This window comes from Marinomonas piezotolerans, assembly GCF_003362755.1.
Lineage (GTDB): Bacteria > Pseudomonadota > Gammaproteobacteria > Pseudomonadales > Marinomonadaceae > Marinomonas > Marinomonas piezotolerans.
Window position 1 is genome coordinate 184,491 of record NZ_QKRA01000002.1, and the last position, 24,743, is coordinate 209,233.

The following is a 24,743-nucleotide window of genomic DNA, read 5'->3' on the forward strand; positions in this document are numbered from 1 at the left end:
ATTCGGCCTACATTGGCGCATTTAGACCAACGAGGTCTTGATCTAAGCGTTTCAAGATTCGGAGCTTTGCACGATTTATAAATTCTTCACGTAGAGGCTCGGTGATGGACCGAGCTATGGATACCGTACCTACTAACGCAATCACCGTCTCCTCCGCTAAGCTTTTAGACTCTTGCACGCCACGCCTAGACAAAATAGACGCTAATCGATCAACTAAGTTATCAAAGCACTCTTGATAAGTTTGACGCACTTTTTCGTCTTGATGGGCCGCATCAGTGACAAGAAACTCCAGAGGGGAAGGAGCCTCTGAATTAGGGCGACTCCAGCTCAAATAACGGCTGATTAATGCTTTAAGGTGCGTGTCTTTGGTTTCTGTTTGTTTCTTTGAACGTGCCCCAAAGCCTTTTGAAGTGGCAAATTTCAGCGCGGCCTCATACAGAGAGCTTTTCCCCGAAAAATGGGCGTAGAACGCACCGTGGGTCATATTGGCCTGTTTCATTATTTGATTCAGTGTGACCCGATCAAAGCCATTGGAACAAAACAATGTCGCCGCAGCCTGTAAAATACGCAGACGAGTTTGCTCTTTGTGCTTGGGCGAATAAGGCATAAAACCCTCCGATAAATATTATCTTGATCATATTTAGTTCAACTCTAGCATAGACCCATCTGTCGCAGATCACATAATTAAGGAGAGTAAGATGCAATCCAATGAGCGTTATGTCATTACTGGAATGGGCTTAGTATCACCGCTAGGTATCGGCGTCGAAGCGGTTTGGCAACGGCTAATTAATGGGGAATCGGGGGTTCGTCAACTGCCAACAACGTTGTGTGAGGGCTTGAATACCCATATCGCTGGCCAAGTGCCTGCGTCATCGGAGTTGGAAAATGGCTTAAATGAAAATGACTATCTGTCCCCTAAAGAGCTAAAACGTATCGATCTGTTTACACTATTTGCGATCGTGGCGGCAGAAGAGGCACTTGAACAAGCGAATTGGAAACCTCAGACGGAAACCGATCAACAAGCCACTGCGACCATCATCGCAACCGGGATTGGAGGATTACCGACGATCACTCATGCTGAGAAGGTCCGCCAGATACAGGGAGCAAAACGGTTATCTCCGTTTACTGTTCCTGCTTTCTTGGCGAATTTGGCGGCGGGTAACGTATCCATTCGTTTTGGCTTTAAAGGCCCTTTGGGAACACCTGTGACAGCCTGTGCCGCGGGTGTTCAAGCTATCGGTGATGCGGTGCGATTGCTGAAAACAGGCGAGGCGAAAGTCGCGTTAGCAGGCGGCACCGAAGCGTGTATTGATCCCCTTTCTTTGGCGGGCTTTGGCGCTCTTAAAGCGTTGTCAAAACGTAATGATGCGCCAGAACAAGCCTCTCGCCCATTTGATACCGATCGTGAGGGGTTTGTGATGCAGGCCTGGTCGTAATTGAAACTCTGGAACACGCTCTAGAACGAGGAGCAACGCCACTGGCAGAAATTGTAGGATATGGTACGAGCGCCGATGCTTATCATCTAACCGCTGGGCCTGAGAATGGTGAAGGCGCGGCCAGAGCAATGCAGCAGGCAATAACAATGGCTGGAATTGACGCCGCTCAGATCGGCTACGTCAACGCTCACGCGACATCTACTCCAGTGGGGGATCGTGGTGAAATTAATGCCTTACGAGCAGTCTTTGGTGAATCCGTTACTCAAGTGGCGATCTCATCAACGAAATCCTCTACCGGTCACTTATTAGGCGCAGCGGGAGGCGTTGAGAGTATTTTCAGTGCCCAAGCGTTACGAACCAATACCCTTCCCCCTACCCTAAATTTGCACCACCCAGAAGACAGCATGGCGGATCTCGACTTAGTCCCTCTCAAAGCTCGCCAACAAGCCGTTGATTATGTGCTATGTAATGGGTTTGGTTTTGGCGGAGTGAATGCTGCGCTGATACTGAAACGTTTTACAGCCAAGGAATAGACCACTTTTGGGGTTAAACGAAAGGCGTAAAAAAGGCTGCCACAGCAGCCTTTGTAATGCACATTGATAACGCGAACGTCTGATACTCGATCAGAGCTAATTCATCAGCTTATCAGGTAGCCAAGTCACCAAATCTGGGTTGAACATCACGATGATCAGTACCAGAAGCTTAATCAAAACAAACGGTGTGACCGAGCGGTAGATATCGAGCATGGTTATCCCCGGTGGCGCGATACCTTTTAGGTAGAACAAGGCAAAGCCATAAGGAGGAGTTTGTACCGCGATTTCAATGTTTAAGATCATTAGGATACCGAACCAGATTGGATCAAAACCTAGTGATACCGCGATCGGGGTAAAGATGGGCGCGCACATTAAGACAATAATGAATTCATCAATGATGAAGCCAAGTAGAAGCATGATTACTTGGAACAGCAAGATGACCATCATGGGCGGTAAGCCTAAGTCTTGAGTGAACCCCGCAACCATGCTCTGTACGCCCATCAATAGATGGAAATTACTAAACACTGTTGCACCAAAGATAATCCACATTGCAACGCTAACGAGCGCTGCCGCGCGAATACCAGCACTTCTAACCATGCGAGGCTTTAGACGCTTAAAGAACATCGCTAGTAAGATAGCGCCTACAACACCAATCGCTCCTGATTCTGTGGGTGTTGCGATCCCCATAATAATACTGCCTAAGACCGCAACAATTAGTAGCAGTGCTAGGCCACCGTCACGTGCCGTTAAAAACTTTTCTTTGGTAGTTTTCGGGACGTCAGGCATTTTGTCCAGCGGTGCCTTTTTAGGGTTCAGTTTGCAAGAAATGACGACATACGCGATGAGTAAGATGATGGTAATCAGAGCCGGCACCAAAGCACCGATAAACATTCTACCAACGGAATTCTGTGTCGATGAAGCAAACATGATCATTGGAATGCTGGGCGGTATCAGTATCCCAAGACCACCGCCTGCCATAATCACACCTAATGCGAGACGTTTGTCATAACCACGTTCTAGCATAGGTTTTAGGGCGATACTGCCAGACGTCATGATACCGGCACCAATAATACCAACCATTGCCCCGATCATTGAGCAAACAACTATGACGCTGATGGCTAAAGAGCCCCGCACCTTGCCGATGATTATTTGGCTAGCATTAAACATGGCATCACCAATGCCTGAGCGTGTCAGCAGTTGGCCCATATATATGTACAGAGGAATCGCCAATAGGATGAAACTAAAATGAGTTGCTTCTAAAGTGGTTGGGATGACATTGAATAGGCCGTCACCCCACGTGATGTAGCCAATGCCCATTGCAATGCCGCCCAGTGCCAAACCAACTGGTGCGCCCAACGCAAATGTTATGAGGATACAAACCAGCAACACGCCAGTTAATACTTCGATACTCATCATTATTGGTTGTCCTCATCGTTTTCAAGATTAAGCTCAGGCAGTAGCTTCTTGCCAGTCAGTAGGTGATAAGCGTCGTCTAACCAGTCGCTCGATAACTGAACAATGAATAGAGCACTGGACACAGCCATCATCACCCAGTAGTGGTGCATCTGAGGTGCCCACTCACTTTGGCGGCGGTAATTAAACTCAATCGCCTCTTCAAATTTACCAATGCTCATTTTGAACACGATGACCAGAAAAAAAATGCCAAGCGCAAACGACAGCACGTTGAATAGGCTTTGTATTCTTGGAGAGACTTTGTTGTACAGAATGTCTACGTTGATGTGGCCACGGCGCTGTTGCGCATAGGCACCGCCCAATGCGGCGATATAGCCGAACATAAACAGTGATAGGTCGTAGGCCCAGATAGTAGGTTTGTTTAAGAAGTAGCGAGAAAATACTTCGAAAGCGACAACAAACGCCAAGGCTGGCATGGCATAAGAAACGGACTTGCCAACGAATGCCACCACACGGTGGACCGTAAGGCAATATAGCCTTATCGCAGTCAATAACATGCAAGTGTACCTCGAGAATAAACGAAAAAAGGCGAGCGTGGAGGCGCTCGCCTTAATAGGAAAGATCGATTACTTCTGTTGTTCGCGAAGAATATCGATCAGACGCTTGCTATAAGGGCCCGCTTTAGCGTACTCGTCCCATAGTCCTGCACCGGCTTCAGCCCAAGCTTCTTTGTCAGCTGCGCTTGGCTCTGGAGACCATTTCAAGCCTTTTGCTTCCATTTCAGCAACTGCTTCGGATTCCCATTGCTTAGACTTCTCTAATTGCTCTTGGGCATGCGTCGTTGTCGCCGCTTTAACGGCTGCTTGTTGCTCGTCAGTCAGTTTACGCCAAGCATTTCGGTTCACAATAATTGGTAACACTTGTGCGCCCGCTAGAGGAAGTGGGTACATATACTTAGCGACTTCTACATGGTTACCATCACGGTGGTCGATCATATTAGAGCCGATAGAACCATCGATGACGCCGGTAGAAAGAGACGTATAAATTTCAGACCAAGCTAAGGATACGGGTGATGCACCTAGATTACGTAAGAACTTTCCGTAAGCACCGGGAGCGCGGATCTTTAACCCCTTAAAGTCTTCAACTGAGTTGATTGGTTCTTTGGTGATGATGTACACCGGAGGCTGGATGTAAGGATCAAGCCAAACAAGACCTTGAGATCCATACGCTTCTTTCAGGACTTGATCCCAACCTTTCTCGTGGAACAGTGCATTCAGCTCATCAGTGTCATCCGTCCCGCCAGGAAGACCGATTTCAACAACGCCTGCTGGTAATTCACCCGCGTGCATGGATTGAAAAGGCGCACCCATGGTGACAAGGCCTGATTTAACAGCGCCTAAAATTCCTGTCGTGCCAACACCTTCACCGGAATACAGCACCTGAACTTTGATATCACCATTGGTGTTCGTTTCGATGTTTTTAGCTAGGTTTTCGTAGATTTCACCAAAAGCTGTTCCACGACCATAAAGGTTCGCAAAACGCCAATTGTGGTCAGCTGCATGAGCCGAAGTCATCACTGCGCTTGTTCCTAAAGCAACAGCGATAGAGCTAACGACTAAACGTTTTTTTACTTTTTGTAGAGTTTTTAACATGAGTAACCTCTTGCATAAGAGTCTTCCTAAACAAGCCACGTCCTCCCCGACAATGGCACCGTGGGGGCGATACTTTCAAAAAGTTTGCACAGATTAAACCGTGCAAAATCTACCTAAAGTTTTGTCCTGATCAAACAATCAGTGAGGAATAAAAAGCCCTTATAAATCATGCGTATAGTTACTTTCTATGAATTTCAATGCACTAGTTTAGGGCTAAATCATCATGCTGTTGGAACGGTTCTATAATGGTATAGAGGTTTGATTATTAACGTATTTTTTAACCATCATTGGTATAAAAATTAAATAATCAATCATGAGCGGATTGGCGCCTCACGGGCGCACTGATATAGTGCATTTTGGCGTCGATAAGTCGAAAAAAAAGGAAGCACTGCTTCCTTTTTTTTCTTATTAATTATTTTGAAAAAATAGTCATTATTTTATTTCAAATTGCGCGATTTGTTGCGTTAAGCGTGATGCATGACCATGGATATCTTGCCCTGATGCTTTGATATTTTGTGTGGCATGGTAGTTATGCTCGATGCTCTTAGCGATATCGTCCATATCTTTAGCCATTGCTTGGGTGGTTAGAACAACTTCTTGTATTGACGCCGAGATAGATTGGGTTTGTTCCGCTGCATCCAACGTTAAGGCTTCCACTGCTTTAATGGTGCTGACGGCGGCCTCGCCTTTCTCTTTGCCTGTGGCGACTTGTTCTAAGCTGGTTGCCATGGCCGAAATGACGTTTTGTGTCTCCTGCTGTATGCCTTCGATTTTACTGGTGATACTGCTGGTGGCTTTAACAGTCTGCTCTGCAAGCGTTCTGACTTCGTCTGCGACCACGGCAAACCCGCGGCCTGCCTCCCCTGCTCGGGCTGCTTCGATCGCTGCATTCAGCGCCAGTAGATTGGTTTGTTCAGCAACGCCGACGATCAGGTCGATGACGGAGTCTATTTCTTTGGAACGCTCACCAAGCTGAGAGACGCTGATGTGGGTTTGCTCAATAGAAGACGCGACAGCTTGAATGGCCTCAATCGCATTACCTATGACTTGAGCCCCTGACTGAGCCGATTGGTGTGCGTTGTTAGCTGCGTCATTGACCTGTTGTGTCATATTGCTGACGTCGGCGGAAGTGTGAGAAATCTCTTCGGTGGCCGTCGCCAATGTGTTACTACGATCTCGAATTTGTTCGCTGCTCGATACAATGGTAAATGCATCGTCACTCAGGTGATCGGCTGTCTCGACCAGCACCTGATTACTATCACGCAATTGCGTAACAAGCTCACTCAGGTTGGCGGTCATTGTATTAGAGGTCAGTAAAATCTGATCCAGCTCGTCTTTGTGGTTTAGATTATGGTCTGAATGGTGTGTCAGTTTACCACTTGCGACTTCTTGCAAGCGTTTCAAAATGGTTTGAATTTTTTGGCTCAGCGTATAAATCAGCATCGAGATGATCGCGCCAATTAAAAGCGTCAGTGCGACACCGCCGATAATAAGGTTACGGCGTGCTTCGATGGCGGTTTCATGGACTTGCAGTTGTGCCGTCTCTAGTAATGGACTTTTCAGGTATTCCGTCACTTGTCTCATGGTAACTGAGTTTTGCTCGCGAGCGGATTCCAAATGCTGGGATATTTGTTGCAGCGATAGCGATAAGCTGGAAACTTGGTCCACGACGGCGCGATAAGACTCAATAGCAGGATTAAAATCTTCGCCAAAACCGATATCGTTGATTTGTTTTAGAAGTCGATCGATGAAGCTATTCCAGACATCAAGGTTGGCTTGAGATGGGTATGCGAGAAAGTCTTTTTCCTTAGCTCGCACATCTTTAAACGTCGATGCGAATTGTGCCAGTATCGCTAACTGTTGCTGTGCTTCATTTGCTCTTTCATTGAGAGTGGATAACGCACCACTTTGATTGTCTGCGCCCAGCGATTGCATGATGTCGAGGAATTGTTTCAGACTGCTCAGATAGTCAGGCAGGCTCTCGGCTAATGTTTCCATGTCTTGCTTAGCTTGGCTGTCCAAATATGGGTTTTCAAGCGCGTTACGTACTAGGTTTTGCTGAGACAATTGCTCCAGTTCTTGATACAGCCAGTCCATATTGCTTGGCGTTGGATTGGCAGCCTGGCGCTCAAATTTTAGGAGCGTTACTTCCAAATTGCTCAGATCCGCGTAACTGTCTGCGATGAGATTGGCTTTGAGTGATGCATTTTGCATCTGTTGGAAATTCATAATGGCGTAGAAGCCAAATCCTGCAAAACCAACACAGACCAAGATTAAGACAGTGATTAACTTCTGACGCAAAGAAAGTGATAGTGGCACGATAACTCCTACGTTTGGGCAAGCGTTAAACTAAGACGGGTTTTGTCGGCGTATTAAAAAAAGCCCGTGCGGAGCTCGGGCTATTAAATAAGTACGTAGACTTTCAATTAAGAAGCGTGAAAGAGTCTTCTTAATTGCATTGAAGAAGATAAACAACAGGGTGATCAAATCTATCAACATCAATCGATTAACAATAGAGAAGCTAATAGGTGATTGAAATGTAAACATCTAAACCTAAAGTTAGGCGTTGACCAAACTTTGTGGATAAGCAAAATGACATAATAGAAGCCACTAACGATGAGGTGACTTAGGTATCATTTGAATGACAGATTGGGTTGAAGAGGGTGTCATGAGTACAAAAAACTATTCGCTTGGCCAAGTAGGTGACTACGAAATCAAGCAACTTAAAGTATTTAAAACAGTCGTTGACTGTGGTGGCTTCTCTGCGGCGGAAACCGTTTTGAACATCGGTCGGTCAACCATTAGCTTACACATCTCCAACTTGGAATCACGTCTGAATCTGACGCTGTGTAAGCGCGGTCGAGGCGGCTTTTCTCTCACCCAAGAAGGCGAAATCATCTATCGAATGACGGAGTCACTCATCGAGTCGTTAGACGCATTTCGAACGACCGTTAATAACTTGAACGCAAGTTTGACGGGACGATTGCGAATTGCGATGTCGGATAAAGTAAGCTTGGACCCGCGCAGCCGCTTTCCGGCCTTGATTCATGATTTTACTGGTACTGCGCCTGAAGTATCGATTACAACGCAAGTGGCTCCTATGGCAAATATCGAGCGAATGATCCTGAATGATGAGGCGGACATCGGTTTCATTCCCTACCATCGCAAGCTCGATGGCTTAGAGTATTTCCATTTATACAGTGATCGTTGTTTTGTTTACGCATCGAAAGACCACCCTTTGGCGAGCATGGATGAGGAGGAGCAGATTCGCACGGTGGATACCTTTCCAGCTTCACACGCAGGGTTAAAGCCTCACGAGGGCGTCAGCGAGCAAATCTCAAATATGAATTTGTCGGCCATTTCTTACTTTTATGATTCCAGATTGTCGCTGATTTTATCTGGGCGCTTTATTGGTTTCTTGCCCGAGGAATACGCCCGTGATTATGTGACGCGTGGCGATATTGTACCGATCGCTGTGAACCATCGATCTTATACACTAGGCATGGCTGTGACGTTCAAAAAAACAGCCCAACCCAACAAACCAAGAGAGCTGTTCTTACAAGTGATCCGTGAACACTTCGTCATGGATGATTCAAGCGTTGCGCCGTATTAGCGTTCGCTGCTTTGACCTTGCTTTCAAAGCAACTAAAAAAGCCCTTGTTCAAATAGAACAAGGGCTGAAAAAACAAGATAGACACTTTAAAAGTGCTATCTTGCGAACGGAAGCCTAGGAGGACGAACCGTTAAAACGAAAGGTTAAACCAGCTCTTTGAAGCAGCGTTTAAAGATCTCCATACCTTCGTCGATGATGTCCATTTCGATCGTTAATGCAGGTAGGAAGCGGATCACGTTGCCGCGAATACCACAAGAAAGAAGCACCAAGCCATTTTCAGCAGCTTTTGCAGATAGCCCTTTCGCTAGCTCGGCGTTAGGTTGGTTCACATCCCCCTCTTTCACCAATTCTACGGCGATCATCGCACCGGCATTACGGATATCGCCAATGATTTGCGGGTAGTCTGCTTGTAGACCTTTTAAATGCTCCACGAAACGATCACCGACTTGATTGGCACGGTCGCATAGCTTTTCTTCTTCAACGATGTCAAATACTGCAAGTGCTGCGGCACAACCCACAGGTGAACCGCCGTATGTGCCACCTAGTCCACCAGGGATCGGTGCATCCATGATGTCAGCTTTACCGACAACCGCGGCGATTGGGAAGCCGCCTGCGATGCCTTTTGCAGCCGTCATTAGGTCCGCTTCAATGCCTGCTTGCTCGTGGCAGAACATAGTACCTGTACGGGCAAAACCTGCTTGGATTTCGTCCAAAATCAATAGAATGCCATGCTCATCACACAAGGCGCGTAACTTCTGTAGGAAGCTGGCTGATGCAATGTAGAAACCGCCCTCACCTTGTACTGGCTCAATGATGATCGCTGCAACACGAGATGGCTCGATGTCACATGTAAAGCGCATTTGAAGGTCAGCAAGTGCTTGCTCTTCAGAAATACCTAGGTATTCATTTGGGTATGGCACATGGAAAATATCACTTGGGAAAGGTCCAAAGCCAATTTTGTAAGGGTTTACTTTACCAGTCAGACCCATGGTCATATTGGTACGGCCGTGAAAGCCACCATTGAATGCGATGATACCTGGGCGGCCAGTGTGGGCACGGGCGATCTTGACACAGTTTTCAACGGCTTCGGCACCTGTTGTTACAAAGATCGATTTCTTCGGAGTATCCCCTGGCGCTGCAGCGTTTAGCTTCTCTGCAAGTTCGACGGCTGATTCATAAGGCGTCACCATGACACATGTGTGGGTAAAACGCTCAAGTTGCGCTTGGACAGCGGCTTTCACTTTTGGATGGTTGTGGCCTGTGTTGACCACGGCAATACCTGCGCCAAAATCGATATGGCGGTTACCTTCTACATCCCAAATCTCTGCGTTCTGTGCACGGTCAACGTAGACAGGTGCCATGTTACCTTGGCCACGAGCGATGGCGTTTACTTTGCGTTCTTGTAGGCTAGCGTTTTTCATTTGTTATAGTCTCTCTAAATTAAGAAGCGATTTGAGTGGCTTACTTTAGGCCGCCCATGCATAAATATTTAATTTCTACGTACTCATCGATACCGTACTTGGAACCCTCACGGCCACTGCCAGATTCTTTTACACCACCAAATGGCGCAACTTCGCTGGAAATAATGCCTTCATTGATCCCCACCATGCCGTATTCCAGTGCTTCAGATACGCGCCAAATGCGGCTAATATTTTGGGAATAGAAATAAGATGCCAAGCCAAATGGGGTATTGTTTGCCATTTCAACGGCTTCTTCTTCTGTTTCAAAGCGGAACAATGGCGCGACGGGGCCAAAGATTTCGCTAGAGAAAATGTCCATATCTTGAGTCACACCTGTCAGGATGGTTGGCTCAAAGAATTGGTCACCCGCTTGCGTCGCTTTGTCTCCGCCGATTAAGGCTTTTGCACCGTGGTCAATGGCATCGTTCACAAGTTCTTGTACTTTATTCACGGCCGCAGCGTTGATCAGTGGTCCAATATTAACGCCATCCGTAAAGCCGCTTCCTGTTTTGAATTCAGCCACGCGTTTCGCCAGTTTCTCAGCAAATGCATCATAGACACCGTCTTGAACAAGGATGCGGTTGGCGCATACACAGGTTTGACCAGCGTTGCGGTATTTAGAGGCAATCGCGCCTTCTACTGCGGCATCAAGATCTGCGTCGTCAAATACGATGAAAGGTGCGTTACCGCCTAGCTCCATAGAAGTGCGTTTGACGGTTTGAGCGCATTGAGACAACAACAATTTACCGACGGGTGTTGACCCGGTGAAACTTAATTTACGCACAATAGGGTTGCCTGTCAGAACCCCACCAATGGCTTTAGCGTCCGTACCGACAACAACGTTTAGAACCCCAGCAGGGATACCCGCTTGGTGTGCCAACTCAGCGAGTGCTAGCGCGCTCAACGGTGTTTCTTCGGATGGCTTGATGACGATCGTACAGCCAGCAGCCAAGGCTGGGCCGGCTTTACGTGTGATCATGGCGATTGGAAAGTTCCAAGGCGTGATCGCGGCAACCACGCCGATGCCTTGTTTGACCGTGAGTACACGCTTGTCGTTGGCAAACGTTGGAATCACGTCTCCGTACAAACGGCGAGCTTCGTCCGCAAACCAGTCAATGAACGAAGCACCGTACAGTACTTCGCCTTTTGCTTCGGCCAAGGGTTTACCTTGTTCAAGCGTCATGATCTTGGCTAAATCTTCTTGGTTGTCCAAGATGAGCTGGTTCCACTTGCGAAGTAGCATTGCACGTTCTTTTGCCGTTTTCGCTTGCCAAGTTTTGTGTGCAGTATTGGCTGCTTTGACAGCACGCGTGGTTTCTTCTGCCGCAATGTCTGCCACATCAACAATGTGTTCGCCTGTTGCAGGGTCGATCACTGCGAATGTTTTACCAGAATCAGCCGTAATCCACTCGCCATTTACGTAAGATTGGCTTTTCAGCAGATTGGGTTGAGCTAACGTTACTTGCATAATCACTCCAGACTCATCATGAGAGGTTTGTGTACGGATACTTGCCATCCGTGATCACTGGATAGTAGGAGAACCTGTACAAAGGAAAAATGAGAAGCTATCAATGCTTTGTTTGATGCTTTTCAAACATTCCTAGACGTGCTCGTGATGGAGACGCTTTACGCTATAATACGCCCAGCTAATCGTACATATGACGCTTCAGTCGATGTCTGTTTTAACACGTCAGTTGGAAGAGGAAACATAAGTTGGTTCAAAAGAGAGCGGTTGTTCGTCAAAGCTTGCCAGATGTGATCGTTGCTGACTTACGCCAGCGCATTCTTTCAGGGGATTTAGAAGAAGGTGCCTTGATCCGCCAGGAAATGCTGGCAGAAGAATACGATGTTTCTCGCATGCCTGTTCGAGAAGCGTTAAAACGCCTTGATGCAGAAGGTGTGGTTGTGTTCCAGAATAACCGCGGTGCGACGGTGACGAAGCATTCCCTTGAGGAAATTGCCGAAATTTTTGATGTTCGAACGTTGCTGGAAGTCGATCTTTTTGCACGTGCCATTCCCAATATGACGGATAAGCACTTTGCCGCCTGTGAACGCCTTTTAAATGAGATGGATGCTTCCTACGAGGCTGAAAATGTCGCCGACTGGGGGCCGTTGAACGCGCTTTACCACCGGACACTCTATGAAGCGGCGGGTCGGCACCTGACCGAGCACTTGCTAGAGCGTGTTGCATTGCAAGCCAATCGTTACGTGAGCATGCATATTCACAAGTTAGATCAGAGAGATACGGCGAGTGCCGATCATCGGGCTTTGTTAGATGCCGCCCGCCAGGGAGATGTCTCGCTCGCAACCACCCAATTACGCCAACATCTTGAGCGAACGCGCGATCAAGTAATCGCTTTGATCAAAGAAGCTCGGGAACGTGCCGGGGATTAATATTCCCAAAGGCACTGCCCCAAGCTTATTTATCTAGGCGTCTTGCTTGAGCTTTATTAAATCCTCGTAGAGCGCTTTGGGAATGTCTACGGCATTGCGAGCAAGATTACGGGCTTTGGCCGCTTGTCGTCGTTGGGAAGGTAAGCGAGCCCCTTGATCGATGACGTCGGCAAACAAGCGCTCAGCTCGGTTATTGTTCTCCGAGACCCGCCCGCCGCTTAATAAATGAGGATCAAACGCGAGGATGATCTCACCATGGTACGGTGCTTCGTGTTTACCTTGTGCCGCGGCCATACTTTCTTTACTGGTTAGGTCGTCAATAAGCGGTCCTGCCATTAATTCAATCATGAGCGAAAGAGCCGAGCCTTTGTGCCCTCCAAATGTGAGCATGGCACCATTCATTGCTTTCTCCGCGTCGGTCGTGGGTTGCCCTGCTTCGTCCATCGCAACACCCTCAGGCAGAGGTTTACCGGCGCGCCGATAGAGTTCGATCTCGCCGCGTGCAAATTGGCTGGTAGCAAAATCAAAAGTGAACGGATCCTTACCTTGGCGCGGCCAACTGAAGGCAAAAGGGTTTGTCCCCAGTAACCCTCTTGTCCCCCCTGCTGGGGCGACCCAAGCATGACTGGGCAGCATTGCCATCCCAGCTAGGCCCGCTTCTGATAACATCTCTACTTCGGGCCACAGTGCTGAAAAATGAAAACAACGGTTTATCGCCAGTGCAGCAACGCCATTGTGTTTGGCTTTCTCAATTAATGTTGGCATGGCGGCTTTTAATGCCAACAATGAAATACCGTCATTGGCATCGGCTCGCACCACAGCTGGACCCGCATCAATAATGGTGGGCTCTGCGGTGCCATTGGCGCGCTTCGACTTGATGCTTTCAACACACATGAATAGACGATATAAGCCGTGTGAGTGACAGTCACCGAGTTGATTGGCGTAGATGATATCGGTGATGGCTTGGGCATGCTGCGCATTGAAGCCATGTTTCTTAAGAGTGGATTCACTCAGAGTTCTTACTTCTTCAAGGCTTAAAGTGATGTTGTCGTCCATCTCGCTCTCCAATGATGATCGATAATTCGACGGTGTACACAGTATAAAGCGTTGGGGTAACTAGAAACCATGACGCAGTGAATCGTCTGGATTGCTTATCAGTGTGCTTTCTCGTGTCACAAAGGCTCTACCTGTGATGCGAGGAATGATTCTCATGTGTGAGCTGTTGCTGTGGGAAGCGAGTTGATAACTGAGGGTGTAGCCACTGCCAATAGTGCTTTCTTGGTAAATCTCTTCCCCTGGCCTCAATGCTTGATCCGCAGCTAAACACGCTAGGCGGGCAGAGCTTCCCGTACCACACGGTGAGCGGTCATACGCATTATCAGGGCAGAGTACGAAGTTGCGGCTGTGTCCAGACTCTGTCAACGCTGGTCCATAGAAGATGACATGATCAATGACGGCGCCATGTTCACCGACGTATTGATTGGCCCAGAGAGTATCGCGAACTCGGATCGCTGTTTCTGTGAGTTGACGGATGTTGTTTGGTCGCACAGGAACTGGACTTGGATCGACAATAAAAAACCAATTGCCACCGTACGCAATGTCTCCGACCACAGTCCCGACTTCGGGCACCTCTAAGGCGATACGTTTTTGAAAGCGATAACTGTCGATGTTTTGCACCGTGACGGCATGTTTGTCGGTCAGCGTGACGTCGACGATGCCCACAGGGGTTTCGATTTTATGGGTGCCTACGTCGATTCGACCAAGGTGTGCAAGTGTCGCGGCGAGACCAATGGTTCCATGCCCACACATACCAATCACAGCCGCGGCGTCAAAGTATATGACACCTGTGACGCAGCGGGGATCAGTGGGTTCGACCAATAAGGCACCGACCATTGCTTCTTGTCCATAAGGTTCAGACACCACCGATCGACAGAAATCGAAGTACTCTGTTGCTAATTTTTCTGCTCTACTAGCAAGTGTCCCCATTCCAAGGTCTGGACCGCCGTTAAGTATTACCCGTGTCGGTTCACCTTCCGTGTGACTGTCAATTACTAGCATTCTGTGATGACTCCACCTTGTTTGAACCAGTCTCTGAACCATGCTTTGAACAATGCATATTGCTGTTCACAATAGCGCTTTTGGGCATTGGTCAGTTCATCTGTTGCATTGAAGTGTAGGCGATATTCTGGCTCCCCGTTGAGCTCAAGCAGGTATTTAAAAAAGAGCACCAACTCTGGACCTTCATCAAAACTCGCTAGGACACTTAGTGCTTCTTCCAACTCGAGTGCGCGCTGACGTGCTTCGGCATGACCCTGAGCGGCCTTGCGTGATAACCGTGCGAGCAACAAGACCTCTTTAGGCAGTGCGGTACCAATACCAGTGATCGCGCCCGACGCTCCACAATTCACAAAGCCGTGGTAAACAGCGGTGTCCACCCCTACCATAAGGAGGACATCGTCTCCTGATGTAATGTTTTCTGCTGCGTAGCGCAAGTCAGCTTCACCGCCAAACTCCTTAAAACCGATCAAGTTTGAATGCTCTGAGCGTAGGATAAAGAACAAATCTGCTCGGGTCGCAAAACCATAAACTGGGCTGTTGTAGATAATGGCAGGGATACTAGGGGCCGCCGCTAAAATCGCCTTAAAGTGATGTCTTTGGGCGGCAATCACACTGCCTCGTGACAGCACACGTGGAATCACCATTAAGCCCGCCGCACCGACATTTTCAGCATGGGCCGCATGAGCCACCGCAGATTTAGTATTAATGGCTCCGGTTCCGACGATTACAGGAATCCCTGCTTTCACCAACCGCTCGACGCCCTCCATGCGTTCTTGATCTGTCAGTAACGGCCAATCGCCCATTGAACCGCAATACACCACGGCTGACATACCCGCTGCGATCATTTCGTGGCCCTTTTTGACCAGCGCATCGTAATCAGGAGTGCGGTCTGCCTTACAAGGCGTCATAAGAGCAGGCATGATTCCATTAAATACCAATGTGTTCATCGCGTGATTCCTAAAAATGTATTTTGTATCCAAAATAGACTTCCTGTTCGCGAGCGTCAATGATATTTGAGGGTTTTTACGTCATCAGTTGATCGATTTTTGAACTTATTGCCTTTATTATGTCTATCTAAAGATAGGCATTTAATAAGGAATAATGGAATGGATATGCGATCTACGCTCGATGCGCCCGATAAGCCGATGAACCCTACTAAGTTAGCGATTATGGACGCGGCTGAGCAGTCAATTTTGAAACACGGCTATAAAGCAATGAGTTTTCGTGATCTAGCGGCTCAAGTTGGAATCAAGAGTGCAAGCGTGCACTATCATTTTCCGACGAAAGCAGATTTGTTGCAGGCGTTGTTAGTGCGTCATCAAAGTACGCTAGAAGCCGCAATGAAACCGCCTAAAAAGAAGCGACAAGCGGCTCAAAAAGCCTTAAATCAGTTTATTGAGTGTTATCGAGACATCACGATTTCGCGAGGATCTATGGCGCTCAGTGCTGTGCTGTTAGCAGAGCATAGCTTGTTGGATGCGCAGTCCAAGGAGCAGCTAAATGATTTGTACCAATGGCAGTGCGATTGGTTGGCGACCATCGTATCGTACCTGCACAAAGCAGAGGTGCCAACAGACTCAGATCGTCAGTATGCAAGCCAGATTATGGCGAGTTTGCATGGCGCTTCGATTTTGGCTAAAGCAACTCAAGATGCTGACATATTCGATCAGGTAACGCAGCCTTGGCGAACGTTGGTGGACCGTATTTGATTCGGACTCATGATCGATCAGTGCTAGAATGGTTCCAAACTATGTCGTACGGATTGGAGCCAGATTGTGAGCGCATTAACCGAGGATAAAATCAACGCCGTCAAAGACTATTTGATGAGCCTGCAAGACCACATTTGCCAACGTCTTGAAGCATTTGAACCCAGCGCGCGTTTTCATGAAGATGCGTGGCAGCGCGATACAGGCGGCATGGGGCGTACGCGTGTTTTGGCGGGTGAGGTGATTGAAAAAGGCGGCGTTAATTTCTCGCATGTGCACGGCGATAAGCTCCCTCCTTCTGCGACCGCAGACCGTCCGGAATTAGCGGGTGGACGCTTTGAAGCAATGGGTGTGTCGCTGGTGATTCACCCTGCAAATCCTTATGCCCCCACCTCCCATGCCAATGTTAGGTTGTTTGTTGTACACAAAGAAGGGTTAGATCCTGTCTGGTGGTTTGGTGGAGGTTTTGATCTGACCCCTTATTATGGTGATGATGCAGACTGTATCCAATGGCACCAGCAAGCATTGGATTCACTTGCTCCCTTTGGCGAAGCGTACTACGACCGCTTTAAAGCATGGTGTGATGAGTATTTCTTCCTAAAACACCGCCAAGAGCACCGTGGCATTGGAGGCGTTTTCTTTGATGATTTCAACGAGTTACCGTTTGATGAGAGCTTTGCCTTGATGCAAGCGGTCGGCAATGGTTATATCGACGCTTACGAACCTATTTTGGATAAGCATAAAGACACACCCTTTGGTGAGCGCGAACGAGATTTTCAGCTTCATCGCCGTGGCCGCTACGTAGAATTTAACCTAGTCTTTGATCGAGGCACTCATTTTGGTCTACAAAGCGGTGCTGGGCGTACAGAGTCAATATTGATGTCCTTACCTCCTGAGGTAAAGTGGACATATGGTTACGAACCAGAAGAAGGCAGTCCTGAAGCTGCATTAACAGACTATTATTTAACAGGTCGTGATTGGTTAGGTCGTACTCAGTGAATCCTATGACAATGGCGACATAATGATTAGTAACAATAGATCAGTGATTGAGGTTTACAGTGGAACAGCTTGCAGTAATCGGTAATCCAATAGAACACAGCAAATCTCCCGAGATTCATCATACCTTTGCCGCACAAACAGGCTTAGACGTGAACTACACGAAAATCTTAGGTGACTTAGACAACTTTGAGCAGCAAGTGCACGACTTCTTCGCAGAGGGTGGTTTAGGGTTAAATGTGACTGTGCCGTTTAAGCAACGGGCGTTTGATATGTGTGACAAGCTCAGCAAACGAGCGGAAAACGCGGGTGCAGTCAATACCTTGATGCTCGGTAAAAATGGCGAGTTATACGGTGATAACACCGATGGTGCAGGCATGGTACGTGACATCGTCAAAGTGCTTGAGCAACCCATTGCGGGCAAACGCATACTAGTGATAGGTGCTGGTGGTGCGGTGCGAGGGGTACTGGGTCCTTTAATGGGACAAAAGCCTGAAATCGTGACCATTGCCAACCGAACTCTCGCGAAAGCAGAAGAATTGGCCGTTTTATTTAATTGTGATTATGCCACCTTCGATGATCTCAAAGGCCCGTTTGATATGATCATTAATGGATCATCCGCGAGTCTATCTGGCGAATTGCCTCCCTTGAAAGACGAACTAATCTCAAAAAATACTTGGGTGTACGATATGGTTTACAGCGCGGAGCCGACTGCGTTTATGCAATGGGCGTTTGCTCGCGGTGCTGAAGGAGCCGATGGTTTGGGTATGCTGGTTGGGCAAGCGGCAGAATCCTTCTTTATGTGGTTGCATCAGCGACCTGACCAAGCGCCGGTGATCGCGAAGCTTCGTGCGGAGATGTAATTAATCCTATGAAAGCACAATGGTTTGCAGCCGTATCGGACATTGGTGCTGAGCGTTGGCGTCAAGCCATTGGCGAAACGTCTTATCCATTTGCACAGTATGCGTTTTATCAAGCATTGGAGGCTCATGATTGTTTGGGCGATGGCACGGGCTGGTACCCAGAGTACTTGCTGGTCATGGAAGACGACGATACTCCGATTGCCATTGCGCCGACGTTTTTGAAAACCCATTCACAAGGCGAGTTTGTGTTTGACTGGTCTTGGGCTGATGCTTACCAACGCTATGGTTATGACTACTTTCCAAAGCGCATTTGGGCGGTGCCCTACTCTCCCGTCACTGGCCCACGCCTATTTACGCATCTTGATCCAAAAGGCCAATCACAAGAGTACGCAGCCATGTATGCTGCGCTCGCTCCGCTGTTAACCCAAGCGAATCAAGATCGCGGCTTTTCTAGTTGGCATCTGCTATTTTGCCGAGAGCATCTTGCTCAGCATTTGGCCCAGTCAGATGAGTATTTGCACCGCATTTCCTGCCAGTTTCATTGGTTTAACAAAGGTTATCAGTCCATGGAGGACTACTTTGGCCATTTTTCAAGCCGCAAGCGCAAAAGCGCGCGTAAAGAGCGACAAAAAGTTGCACAACAAGGGCTAAGACTAGAGCGAAAACTGGGATCGGAATTGTCATCTGATGACGTGCGTTTTTTCTATGCGTGCTACCAAAGCACCTACGCAAAACGTGGGCAGATGGGGTATCTCAGTGAAGCTTTCTTTCAGCAGTTAGTGGATACCATGGCGGATCAAATCCTATTGGTACTGGCTTACAAAGATAACCAACCCGTTGGCGCTTCTTGGTGTTTCTTCGACGATCATTCACTTTATGGTCGTTATTGGGGCTGTATTGAAGAATTTGACTGCCTGCATTTTGAAGCGTGTTACTACCAGGGGATCGAGTTTTGCATCGAAAAAGGGTTACAGCATTTTGATCCAGGCACTCAAGGGGAACACAAAATCGCCCGCGGTTTTGAACCTGTGTTTAGTCACAGCGTGCACTACATCGCCAACCCTGGCTTTCGTGAAGCGATTGGAAAATTCTGCGAAGAAGAAGCTGAAGCCGTGCGCGGTTATCATCAGGACACCCACGCATTATTGCCGTTTAAGCAGGGTTAAAACCCCCTCCCGGCCTCCCCCTTAATAAGGGGGAGGAGCAAAGACCATCAGACCTGAGATATCTTGCGTCCCTTCCCCTTGTGTCTTTAAGGGGAAGGTTAGGAGGGGTTAAGCCTTTAAAAGCTTTGATGTGGTCCAAAGACTTCATAATGAATGCGGTCTTCGGTGACACCTAGACTTAGCAGTTGTTCTTTGATAAACATCATAAAACCGACTGGCCCACATAAGTAAAAGTCGCCATCGTTTAGCGGCAGTACTTCAGCTACTTGCGCCAGTTGCATTTGGCCGGCTAACACATGATCAGTGTTCTCAGGCGCATCGGTTTCATACCATGTGTAGTAAGTCAGTGCTAACGTATCCGCTAAGCTGGCAACATGCTTTGCGAATGAGTGCTGTTGTGGATTACGACATGCGTGCAGGTAGAAAATAGGGTTCTTACTGCTTTGTGCCGCCAGCGTATCCAGCATTGCGTTCATTGGGGTTAAACCCACCCCTGCTGAGATCAGAACGACCGGGCGTTCGCGCTCTTGATAACAAAAGTCTCCGGCTGGCGGCATTAATGCTACCTCATCGCCTTCTTGAACGCTTTCGTGCAGGTAATTAGAGACCACACCATTTTTTACATCGCTCAGCTCGCGCTTTACACTGATACGGTAGTTTTTGCCATTCGGGGCAGTAGAAAGGCTGTATTGACGGATCTCGTCAAATTCATGGTTCGTAGGATGAACTTTAATGCCGAGGTATTGACCCGGTTGGTAGTCAATCACCGCACCCCCATCAACAGGCTCTAGGACAAAGCTGGTAACGAGCTCGGATTCTGGTTGTTTTTTGATAACACGGAATTTACGGAAATCATCCCACCCACCTTGTTTTGCTGCATTCGCTTTGTATAAATCCCCTTCGATTTGGATAAAAATATCAGCAAGTTGCTGATATGCCGCGACCCAGGCCTCTTCAATCTCAGGGGTGAAGGCATCGCCTACTAGCTCACGCAGAGTTTCAATTAAATGATGGCCGACAATATCGTATTGGTCTGGCTGGATATTAAAGCTGGTGTGTTTGTGGGCGATGCGCATGACGGCCCCTGTTAACACTTCCAAATTATCGATGTGCGTCGCATAGGCGGCAATGGCATTGAACAGCGCCGCAGGCTGACGTCCCGTGGCCTGATGCGACATATTGAATACATCTTTTAGCTCAGGGTTATGAGTGAACATGCGGTTGTAAAAATGTTCGGTGATGGCTGTGCCTGCTGAGGCTAATACAGGAATTGTTGCTTTGACAGTATCAATATGTGTTTGAGACAACATAAATTAGGCTCCGTTAAGATGGTATCGCCGTTGCTTTATGGTTCTAAATACAGAACCTTTGTCTGGTACATAGCGAAAACAGTGCCAATTAATAATTTCTTTATAAATCAAATGTTTAATAAAAAATAAAAATTGACTTGAGTCATATTGACTCAATAATTTATGTGTCATTATGTTTTATTTAGGTCAATATGACTTATGTAAGAAACAGAGTGAGAAGACAATGATCTCCAGCGATACCTTACTTCGATTTGCGTTAGATCTTGCCAGTGCGGTGACACTGGAAGATCGCTTTGAGCGCTTGATTCGAGCGGTGCGAGCCATGATCGAAAGTGACGCCGTAGTTTTATTGGTGCGCCAACAAGGCGTACTGCAACCACTTGCGCAGCAGGGTCTGCGCGATGATGTTATGGGGCGCCGTTTTGATATTGCCGAGCATCCTCGCTTTGCAGCGATATGTGATTCCTATCAGCCCGTCCGCTTTCCTACGGGGAGTACGTTACCTGATCCTTATGACGGTATGGTAGTTGGTCATGATGATGGTTTGCCTGTTCATGCTTGTATGGGGATTCCCCTATATGTACAAGGAGAGCTATTGGGGGTGGTGACACTTGATAGTATGACTCCTGGAGTATTTGACGACATCGATGCGCGGGCATTAGATATCGTTGCCACTATGGCGGCGATGAGCTTAAACACTGCTATGCTGCTAGACCGCTTAGAGCAGCAGTCGAAACATGCGCAAAATCTGTTAGTTGAGTTCAACGAAGAAGCAATGCTAAAAGATGGGAGCGATATGGTGGGCAATAGCCCAGCGATGCACACCTTGCGTCAAAACCTTGAGTTAGTCGCACCGGCAGACTTAGCTGTTTTGATTGAAGGTGAAACAGGTGTCGGTAAAGAGCTGGTCGCGCGTAACCTACACCGCTTATCCAAACGCGGGCAAGCCCCCATGGTGTATGTAAACTGTGCTGCCATCCCTGAGAATTTGATAGAAAGTGAGTTGTTTGGTCATGTGAAAGGAGCCTTTACGGGGGCTGATAGGGATCGTATTGGCAAGTTTTCGCTGGCAAATGGTGGCACCTTGTTTCTTGACGAAATCGGTGAGCTACCGCTTGAAGCACAAGGAAGTCTACTCAGAGCCATTCAAAATCAGGAAATTCAAGCGGTTGGCAAGGATGCGTTAGAGTACGTCGACGTACGCATTATCGCGGCGACCAATCGTCATCTAAAACAGGATGTGATAGAGAAGCGCTTTCGCGCTGATCTCTACCATCGTCTGAGCGTGTTTCCGATTCGGGTGCCGCCTTTACGTGAGCGCGATGGTGACGTTTTACGGCTGGCGGGTTTTTTTGCTGAGCAACTGCGGCGTAAATTTGGATTACAGCAACTCACGCTATCTGCCAATGCCAGTCAGCTATTAGAACGCTATTCTTGGCCAGGCAATGTTAGGGAATTAGAACATGTTATGTCTCGTGCGGCGTTGCATGCAAAGCATCATACGCATCATGGTATTACTTGTATTGATACGACACATCTTAGTGGGTTGGACTTATTTGTCACTGAGACGGAGGTGGCTGACAATGCTCCTGATGATTCTACTGAGCTCCTAGCAACAACACAGAATTTAAAAAAAGCGACGGAGCAGTTTCAACGTCAGCAGATCCAGCAGGCACTGGACTCAGCGCAGCTCAACTGGTCCCAGGCGGCACGTTTACTGGGGATGGATCGTGCAAACCTCGTGCGGCTAGCCAAACGATTGGGGATAGAAGTAACCAAGCAGCGTAATTAGGACACTGTTTGCAAGGCTCATTTTGATTTATCGTTGGGCTTGGCTAACTTGTTGAATACGGCCTGCGGGTACACTTAGGGCTGATATTAGGTAGTCTTTCAAGTCGTCTGGGTAGTCACATTCGGCTAATGCATCGGCCATGCAGTTCAACCACATCATGCGTTCTGCATCATTGACGTTCAAATGCGCGTGCGCACGGGGCAAGGCGATTTGGCCGTATTTTTTGGCATACATACGCTCCCCGCCCATCCAGCCATGCAAGAATAAGATTAACTTGTCGATGGACGTATCAATGGGTTGAGGATGCATATCAAACAACGGACGGTAATCTGGTGTCGTTTCCATCAGACGATAAAAGCAATGGACGAGCTTGGTTAAGCCTTCCATGCCTCCCACGGCATTTAATGTCGCATCACCTTCTCCATAGCTAGGCATTGCTCTGGTCGTCCTTAGCGGCCTTTTTTTCGGCTTTGGCTTTGTCCATTTTGACAGAGTTATGCCAACCACCTAACGCCGCCAATGCGCCGATGATTAAACTCATGTACATTGGAATCGAAAACAGCATTGTGATGCTGACAAAGACACAGCCGACAGCGAGGCCTTCAAGTATGGGTTTAAATGTTTTTTTCATGGATAAGCCCTTAAAATATTTGGCGCGAAGTTTAGCAAATATACCGACATATTGAAGCAAATTGTGGAAAAAACGACCACTTATCCAGATGTCAATACATAAGGATACGTTTCGAATAAACCGCTTTTAATGTGGATAAAGTAGCTTTCTGACAATGTTTTTCCAATGTATATCCGTAAATGCTAATAAAAATCGGGGAAAACAACCGATCAATAGCTTATTTGTGTATAACCAATAGATATGTCCACAGATAGAAAAGACTTGCTGGTGTCAGTGGATAAAAATGTTATCCACATTTTTTCGCAGTGAGACTGGTTTTTTATAAAGGAATTGAAATTCATGTTTCAGTGGTTGATACAACGCATACCAGACTGGCCACTACACCGAAGAATTTGGCATATGGCTTGGCCCCCGATGATCTCAAATATTACGACGCCGCTACTTGGCTTGGTGGATACTGCGGTAGTGGGTCATTTGGAGACGGCCGTACATTTGGGGGCTGTTGCCATTGGGGCAAGCATATTCAGTTTTATCTTCTGGGCATTTGGTTTTTTGCGCATGGGCGCTACCGGATTAACCGCGCAAGCGTTGGGGCGAGAAGATGGTCGCCAAGTACGTGCTCTATTACTGCAGTCCGTCACGATGGGAGTGGGTATTGGAATGTTGTTGATCCTGTTTAAAACGCCATTGATCGATTTGGCGATCTACTTGATGGAGCCGAGTGCTGAGCTAGAGCCGTGGGCAAGAGCGTATTGTGAAGCACGCATTTACAGCGCCCCAGCGGTGCTGGCGGGCTATGCTTTGATGGGGTGGTTTTTTGGGGTGCAATATTCCAAAGGTCCATTATGGATGCTGTTGATTATCAACTTGGCGAATATGGTGTTTGACTATGTCGCGGTGTATCAACTGAATATGGCGAGTGTCGGCGTCGCGTGGGCAACGGTCGCCGCGCACTATCTAGGAGTCTGCGTGGCATTTTGGCTTGCAGCCGCGCAGTTGCGTAAGTTCGACGGCCACGTTCCGCTCCTATCGCTGGTGAAATGGCGCACTTACATCGAGCTTGTTCAAGTCAACCGTTACTTATTTGTACGTACCATTTTGTTATTACTAGTGATGAGCTTTTTTACCGCGATGGGAGCACGACAAGGGGATGCGATTCTCGCGGCAAATGCCGTCTTACTGACATTCTTGATGATTATCTCCAACGCGTTGGATGGTTTTGCATTCTCGGTAGAAGCGCTGTGTGGTGAATACATCGGTCGTAAAAACAAAGCCATGTTCCAAAAAGTGATTCGCCTTTCAACGCTTTGGGCGCTGATTTGTGCGGTCATATTGACCTTAGTATTTACCGCTTTTGGCAATCAAATCATTGCCTTACTCACCAGCGTTGAGTCTGTTAAAGAAGAAGCAAAACTGTATCTACCTTGGTTGATCGCTTTTCCTCTGTTGGGTATTTGGTCCTATATGCTGGATGGCATTTTTATAGGCACCACCAGCGTAAAACAGATGCAAAACACTATGATCCTCAGTGTGTTAGGTATCTTCTTCCCGCTTTGGTTCATCACCCAAGGAATGGGCAATCATGGTCTTTGGTTCAGTATGGCAACGTTCTTCGTCGCGCGAGCGATTACGTTATGGTGGTGTTACGAACGTAATATCAAACGGGGGGTGTGGTTTTAGTCTCTGGCCGTGAGTCATATCGTTGCCCGATGTTGGCCAT

The 24,743-nt window shown here is 47.8% G+C and carries 21 protein-coding genes and 1 pseudogene; 9 read left to right on the forward strand and 13 right to left on the reverse strand.

Annotation, left to right across the window (positions count from 1 at the left end; all coding sequences use genetic code 11):
• Nucleotides 1–7: 7 nt before the first annotated feature.
• Nucleotides 8–607 (reverse strand): TetR/AcrR family transcriptional regulator, encoded by a 600-nt coding sequence (locus DN730_RS04820; protein ID WP_115466983.1) that lies wholly within the window; start codon nucleotides 605–607, stop codon nucleotides 8–10.
• Between the two features lie 91 nt (nucleotides 608–698).
• Here DN730_RS04820 and fabF point away from each other — a divergent pair.
• A pseudogene (gene fabF, locus DN730_RS04825) lies at nucleotides 699–1,969 on the forward strand (beta-ketoacyl-ACP synthase II).
• Nucleotides 1,970–2,065: 96 nt separating this feature from the next.
• On the opposite strand, the gene DN730_RS04830 reads toward fabF, so the two are convergent.
• The 4 genes from DN730_RS04830 to DN730_RS04845 all read right to left on the reverse strand — a co-directional run bounded on the left by DN730_RS04830 (nucleotide 2,066) and on the right by DN730_RS04845 (nucleotide 7,353).
• The gene (locus DN730_RS04830) at nucleotides 2,066–3,385 is read right to left on the reverse strand and encodes a TRAP transporter large permease (protein ID WP_211313829.1); all 1,320 of its coding nucleotides are present in this window, start codon (nucleotides 3,383–3,385) and stop codon (nucleotides 2,066–2,068) included.
• A complete protein-coding gene (locus tag DN730_RS04835; RefSeq protein ID WP_115466984.1) occupies nucleotides 3,385–3,939 on the reverse strand; it encodes a TRAP transporter small permease subunit in 555 nt (184 codons plus the stop codon). Before DN730_RS04835 ends, DN730_RS04830 begins: the two co-directional genes overlap by 1 nt.
• Nucleotides 3,940–4,008: 69 nt before the next feature.
• On the reverse strand, nucleotides 4,009–5,034 hold the full coding sequence (locus tag DN730_RS04840) for a TRAP transporter substrate-binding protein (protein ID WP_115466985.1): 1,026 nt from the start codon (nucleotides 5,032–5,034) through the stop codon (nucleotides 4,009–4,011).
• 432 nt (nucleotides 5,035–5,466) lie between these two features.
• The gene (locus DN730_RS04845; protein ID WP_115466986.1) at nucleotides 5,467–7,353 is read right to left on the reverse strand and encodes a methyl-accepting chemotaxis protein; all 1,887 of its coding nucleotides are present in this window, start codon (nucleotides 7,351–7,353) and stop codon (nucleotides 5,467–5,469) included.
• A gap of 349 nt (nucleotides 7,354–7,702) precedes the next feature.
• On the opposite strand from DN730_RS04845, the gene DN730_RS04850 reads away from it, so the two are divergent.
• Nucleotides 7,703–8,647, forward strand: a complete 945-nt coding sequence (locus DN730_RS04850; RefSeq protein WP_115467482.1) for a LysR family transcriptional regulator — start codon at nucleotides 7,703–7,705, stop codon at nucleotides 8,645–8,647.
• A 143-nt stretch (nucleotides 8,648–8,790) separates the two neighbouring features.
• Here DN730_RS04850 and gabT read toward each other — a convergent pair whose 3' ends face one another.
• Both gabT and DN730_RS04860 read right to left on the reverse strand, forming a co-directional pair.
• Nucleotides 8,791–10,068 carry a 4-aminobutyrate--2-oxoglutarate transaminase gene (gabT, locus tag DN730_RS04855; RefSeq protein ID WP_115466987.1) on the reverse strand — a complete coding sequence of 426 codons (1,278 nt, stop codon included), beginning with the start codon at nucleotides 10,066–10,068 and terminating at the stop codon, nucleotides 8,791–8,793.
• A 40-nt stretch (nucleotides 10,069–10,108) separates the two neighbouring features.
• Nucleotides 10,109–11,575, reverse strand: a complete 1,467-nt coding sequence (locus tag DN730_RS04860; protein ID WP_115466988.1) for an NAD-dependent succinate-semialdehyde dehydrogenase — start codon at nucleotides 11,573–11,575, stop codon at nucleotides 10,109–10,111.
• 245 nt (nucleotides 11,576–11,820) lie between these two features.
• Here DN730_RS04860 and DN730_RS04865 point away from each other — a divergent pair, with 245 nt between their 5' ends.
• On the forward strand, nucleotides 11,821–12,501 hold the full coding sequence (locus tag DN730_RS04865) for a GntR family transcriptional regulator (RefSeq protein ID WP_115466989.1): 681 nt from the start codon (nucleotides 11,821–11,823) through the stop codon (nucleotides 12,499–12,501).
• A gap of 33 nt (nucleotides 12,502–12,534) precedes the next feature.
• Here the strand turns inward: DN730_RS04865 and DN730_RS04870 are convergent, their stop codons facing one another.
• The 3 genes from DN730_RS04870 to DN730_RS04880 are packed head-to-tail and all read right to left on the reverse strand — an operon-like array spanning nucleotide 12,535 to nucleotide 15,506.
• On the reverse strand, nucleotides 12,535–13,557 hold the full coding sequence (locus tag DN730_RS04870; protein ID WP_115466990.1) for an Ldh family oxidoreductase: 1,023 nt from the start codon (nucleotides 13,555–13,557) through the stop codon (nucleotides 12,535–12,537).
• Nucleotides 13,558–13,617: 60 nt separating this feature from the next.
• Nucleotides 13,618–14,559 carry a 4-hydroxyproline epimerase gene (locus DN730_RS04875; protein ID WP_115466991.1) on the reverse strand — a complete coding sequence of 314 codons (942 nt, stop codon included), beginning with the start codon at nucleotides 14,557–14,559 and terminating at the stop codon, nucleotides 13,618–13,620.
• On the reverse strand, nucleotides 14,553–15,506 hold the full coding sequence (locus DN730_RS04880; protein ID WP_115466992.1) for a dihydrodipicolinate synthase family protein: 954 nt from the start codon (nucleotides 15,504–15,506) through the stop codon (nucleotides 14,553–14,555). Before DN730_RS04880 ends, DN730_RS04875 begins: the two co-directional genes overlap by 7 nt.
• Before the next feature lie 159 nt (nucleotides 15,507–15,665).
• Here DN730_RS04880 and DN730_RS04885 point away from each other — a divergent pair, with 159 nt between their 5' ends.
• The 4 genes from DN730_RS04885 (at nucleotide 15,666) to DN730_RS04900 (ending at nucleotide 19,290) form a co-directional block, all read left to right on the forward strand.
• Entirely contained in the window at nucleotides 15,666–16,268 is a 603-nt protein-coding gene (locus DN730_RS04885; protein WP_115466993.1) for a TetR/AcrR family transcriptional regulator, read from the forward strand.
• Nucleotides 16,269–16,334: 66 nt separating this feature from the next.
• A complete protein-coding gene (hemF, locus tag DN730_RS04890) occupies nucleotides 16,335–17,264 on the forward strand; it encodes an oxygen-dependent coproporphyrinogen oxidase (RefSeq protein ID WP_425452697.1) in 930 nt (309 codons plus the stop codon).
• A gap of 59 nt (nucleotides 17,265–17,323) precedes the next feature.
• Nucleotides 17,324–18,124, forward strand: a complete 801-nt coding sequence (aroE, locus tag DN730_RS04895) for a shikimate dehydrogenase (RefSeq protein WP_115466995.1) — start codon at nucleotides 17,324–17,326, stop codon at nucleotides 18,122–18,124.
• An 8-nt stretch (nucleotides 18,125–18,132) separates the two neighbouring features.
• Complete coding sequence (locus tag DN730_RS04900; protein ID WP_115466996.1) at nucleotides 18,133–19,290, forward strand: GNAT family N-acetyltransferase; 1,158 nt, start codon at nucleotides 18,133–18,135, stop codon at nucleotides 19,288–19,290.
• A 116-nt stretch (nucleotides 19,291–19,406) separates the two neighbouring features.
• Here DN730_RS04900 and hmpA read toward each other — a convergent pair whose 3' ends face one another.
• Nucleotides 19,407–20,600, reverse strand: a complete 1,194-nt coding sequence (hmpA, locus tag DN730_RS04905; protein ID WP_115466997.1) for an NO-inducible flavohemoprotein — start codon at nucleotides 20,598–20,600, stop codon at nucleotides 19,407–19,409.
• Between the two features lie 172 nt (nucleotides 20,601–20,772).
• On the opposite strand from hmpA, the gene norR reads away from it, so the two are divergent.
• Nucleotides 20,773–22,392, forward strand: coding sequence for a nitric oxide reductase transcriptional regulator NorR (norR, locus tag DN730_RS04910; protein WP_115466998.1), 1,620 nt, complete (start codon nucleotides 20,773–20,775; stop codon nucleotides 22,390–22,392).
• A gap of 27 nt (nucleotides 22,393–22,419) precedes the next feature.
• Here the strand turns inward: norR and DN730_RS04915 are convergent, their stop codons facing one another.
• A complete protein-coding gene (locus tag DN730_RS04915) occupies nucleotides 22,420–22,827 on the reverse strand; it encodes a globin domain-containing protein (protein ID WP_115466999.1) in 408 nt (135 codons plus the stop codon).
• Nucleotides 22,820–23,023, reverse strand: coding sequence for a hypothetical protein (locus DN730_RS04920; RefSeq protein WP_115467000.1), 204 nt, complete (start codon nucleotides 23,021–23,023; stop codon nucleotides 22,820–22,822). The genes DN730_RS04915 and DN730_RS04920 overlap by 8 nt, the downstream gene beginning before the upstream one ends.
• 339 nt (nucleotides 23,024–23,362) lie before the next feature.
• Here DN730_RS04920 and DN730_RS04925 point away from each other — a divergent pair, with 339 nt between their 5' ends.
• Nucleotides 23,363–24,703, forward strand: coding sequence for an MATE family efflux transporter (locus DN730_RS04925; protein WP_245957889.1), 1,341 nt, complete (start codon nucleotides 23,363–23,365; stop codon nucleotides 24,701–24,703).
• Nucleotides 24,704–24,743: the final 40 nt, after the last annotated feature.